This is a genomic window from Staphylococcus pseudintermedius (assembly GCF_034042775.1).
Taxonomy (GTDB): Bacteria; Bacillota; Bacilli; order Staphylococcales; family Staphylococcaceae; genus Staphylococcus; species Staphylococcus pseudintermedius.
Genome location: NZ_CP120151.1, coordinates 1 through 3,627, shown reverse-complemented (window position 1 = coordinate 3,627; position 3,627 = coordinate 1). Strand labels below are relative to the sequence as shown.

The following is a 3,627-nucleotide window of genomic DNA, read 5'->3' as shown; positions in this document are numbered from 1 at the left end:
TAATAGTTACTCATTTGAATAGACTTTGAATAGAACGTTTTTACACTTTTGCATCTCATACGCATTCACTTAAAAGCTCATGGTTAACAGCATTATACATACTTTTTCAAAAATAAAAAGGTGCTAGCTAAACAGCTAACACCTCCAAAAAATACTCTTTTTATATTTTTATATTTATGTATTTATTCATCTTCTTTTAACTCATTAATCATTTGATTATTAATCACTTTCTTTTCTTCTTCGCTCAACTCAAAAATTTCACTTGCTAAATACTCTTTTTGATTCCAACGATAAAAAATTTGATAAATATATTGAGTCAGATCGACGTCTGTTAAATAATCCAAATCCCCATTTTTTAACAGTTTTCGAGCTTCTTTGAATAATCCTGAAAAAACTAATATTTGCTTGCCTTTCAAAGATTTATAAAAAGCATCAAACACTTTTTGACTCGCAAGATAATCACTATCTTTACTCGAATACTTCGCCAGCTCGTACAACTCTTTATTATTGTTCTGCTTAATTTTTTGTACATGTACCTGTGTTATTGATTCATCTTTTGTTGCTGAACGCCATAACTCAAGCCATTTTTTCTGACTAATATATGCTTTTGTATCTTTGAAATATGACTTATTAACCGCAATTAACACGTGAAAATGAGGATTATAATCATCACGTTTAGCATTATACGTAATCTCTAATTTTCTAACATAACCTTTCACAACATCTTTAAAAATTTTACGATTACTCATTCGTCTAAAAGATGCATTATAATGCTTGATTTCATCTTCAAGCGCTTCAGCTTTGACGTTAGGCGTCGTTAATGTCAGAAAAATAAACTCTTTACTTTCTTCTTGCTTAATATATTGCATCATCAACGATAAACCTAATGCGTCTTTACGTGCTTTACGCCACGCACAAACAGGACAAAAACGATTTCTACAAGAATTCGCTTTATATAATTTCTGCTTTTCTAAAGTTTTATCAGCAACAAAGCTTAAAAACGTATTACAGTCCTCAATCAAATAAAACTGCTCCTTTTTTACATGTCTTTCAATAAATTTCTGAAACACTTGATTTCTAAGTTTCTTGTTAGTATACTTATCCATGTTAATATACAAAAACAACTCAGTTTTAGTACAAAACTGTCTAAATAAAAGTTGCTTTTTCTCCTTCCTACTTAAAGTTTTTGATTGGACACCTAAAACTTTACAATAGTATGCTGGAAAAAGCAACTTTTTTTGTGCTCAAACGCTTGCTACACGTGCGTTTATAGACTTATATTTGTCTATAAATAGCATTGTAATAGTTACCCTTATTATCAAGACAAGAAGAAACTCGTTCCACTCGTTTCAAAAAATACCAATTTAAAGAAATATTTCTTGATGAAATTACACAAAACCCAATTTTTAGGTAGTTGTCCTCATAATAATGACGGGTATACTTGCACTGCCGAATAACTTAAAAAGAACAGCTAAAGTAGAATATCATACTACTTTAGCTGTTCTTTTTAACTACTCTACACTAACCAAGAATTTTACAAATTGTAAAAAAACACTTATACTTTAAGTAACAAATGAATTACTGTGAATCATCACAAAAAGAATCCCCCACAGCCGCCAAGCTACGTGGGGGATTTGCTTACTCATCCGAATCATCTGTCTTATCTAACTGTTTACTAATTTGATTAGCAATTACGCCAGCAAGTACAGACAAACCGAATGTAGCAACAAATGATATTACTGCTTCAATCATCACAAGCACCTCCTTCTTGCACGGAAGTGCCTTTTAATTATATAAAAACAATTCTATTATTAAAAGATAAAATACCAATTTACAATCTATAACCTCTGTACTAATATTATCTAATGATATACACAAAATACAAAAAGAGGTGTTATTTTGAAGAAAAAAATAATGTATGCACTAATAATATCAATTATAATTTTTGCCACTGAATCATTAAAAAGAATAACCTTATATCCATTCATATACAAAAATAGCCTAAACAATTATTTCGTAGCCGGCGATGTATTCATAACTACAATCTTTGGTTTTTTTATCGCTCTTTTCTTTATTTGGGCTTTAGATCTCAATAAAAAATCGTAAAAAAAGCGCAAATGCGCTTTTTTTACAAACCTTTTTTATTAGCTCTATAAATACATACTCCTACAATCCTGCCTCCATTATAAACAAGATTAGAAGCTTTCAACCCTCTTTTTACAAGCTCTTTAGCAGCTTTTTTATAATTTTTAGCTACAATCAACTTAGCAATAGCTTTAGCAGCTTTTTCTCCATAAGTTGCACTTAACTCATCAGCTGTACACTTATTTATAAATTCTGTTCTTTTCTCCTTTCCAAAGACTTTATCCCAATCTGGTCTAACATCATAATTAATAATATTAGAATTAGAATCAGAAAGTAAAACCCCTTTTCTTTTTAACTTCGGAGCCAAGTCATTATATTCTTCAGGAGTTAACCCCTCTTTTAATGCATATTCATCAAACTCAAGTTCTTCTTTTTGAGGATTATAAACAGCAGCCTCCTCAAAGGCAACTCTTAAAATCCTTTCATTTTTTTCAACTTCACTTTCATTAGAAACATTACTTCTAAAAGTTTTAGCATAAAGAACCCCTTCACTCAAAAAACTTATCAATAAAACTAATGACATCAAAACAGCAAAAAATTTATACGTTCTCAAAACAAAATCCCCCTTTTTAAATTTTAAAATATAATTATATATATTTCTTATTCTAAAATATCGTATATATCTACAAATATTCAAGTCTTTTTATACCCTCTAATTTAAAAGCGCTCCAACATAAATATAAAAATAAAAATTACACGTGTCTTTTTCTGAACGCGCTATCGCTTGTCACACCAAAAAACCGAGTTAGTCTAAAGACGGCTGACGCCTTGTAACTCTGGGTTTTTCGGTCACAATTGGGTGCTGACATGATAATTTACAATTTCTTCTCAACCTCAAAACGATAAATACCCTTATTTTGCGTTTAAATGCGTTTTAAGCGCTTGTAAGCTCTTTCAATGGTTTTATACCTGATATTATCTAAAAATGCGTTATACGGCTTCTATGACGTTTTACGACGCAATATAGTTGCTAATCTTTCTATCAACTCAAATTTAATGGTTTGAAGTTCTACTTCTTGCAAATCATTCTGTTTCTGCAACTTTTTTATTAACGCTTCATTTGCGATTACAATGTTTTTGTATCGTTTTAAAGAACGCATTCGTATATATTGCGTAACTGTTAAATTCTCCTTATTTGCTAAAACTTGTAACTTAAAATAATCATCTTCAGAAAATCTAATTGTGATTTGCTTCTGCTTATTCTTCGTTGTCATTTCAAACACCCCTACTTTTTTTAAAATCACTTTTTAGCACCTTTTTTTATTACATGAGCATAAGGGAATGTGATATCACTTTTGTTCAAAAATTTGAACAAAGTGCTTAATTTGGCAGTGCCAAATCCATTAGAAAGATGATATCAAAAATCGTGTAATAGTTACTCATTTGAATAGACTTTGAATAGAACGTTTTTACACTTTTGCATCTCATACGCATTCACTTAAAAGCTCATGGTTAACAGCATTATACATACTTTTTCAAAAA

Annotated in this window: 3 protein-coding genes; all 3 read right to left on the bottom strand. The window is 30.1% G+C overall.

Translation table 11 applies throughout. From position 1 onward, the window contains the following. Positions 1–182: 182 nt before the first annotated feature. Positions 183–1,106 (bottom strand): protein rep, encoded by a 924-nt coding sequence (locus P3U61_RS12195; protein ID WP_100008530.1) that lies wholly within the window; start codon positions 1,104–1,106, stop codon positions 183–185. Between the two features lie 1,022 nt (positions 1,107–2,128). Further along, complete coding sequence (locus P3U61_RS12190; protein WP_100008528.1) at positions 2,129–2,698, bottom strand: hypothetical protein; 570 nt, start codon at positions 2,696–2,698, stop codon at positions 2,129–2,131. Positions 2,699–3,086: 388 nt separating this feature from the next. Further along, positions 3,087–3,359 (bottom strand): plasmid mobilization protein, encoded by a 273-nt coding sequence (locus P3U61_RS12185; RefSeq protein ID WP_100008529.1) that lies wholly within the window; start codon positions 3,357–3,359, stop codon positions 3,087–3,089. Between the last annotated feature and the right edge of the window lie 268 nt (positions 3,360–3,627).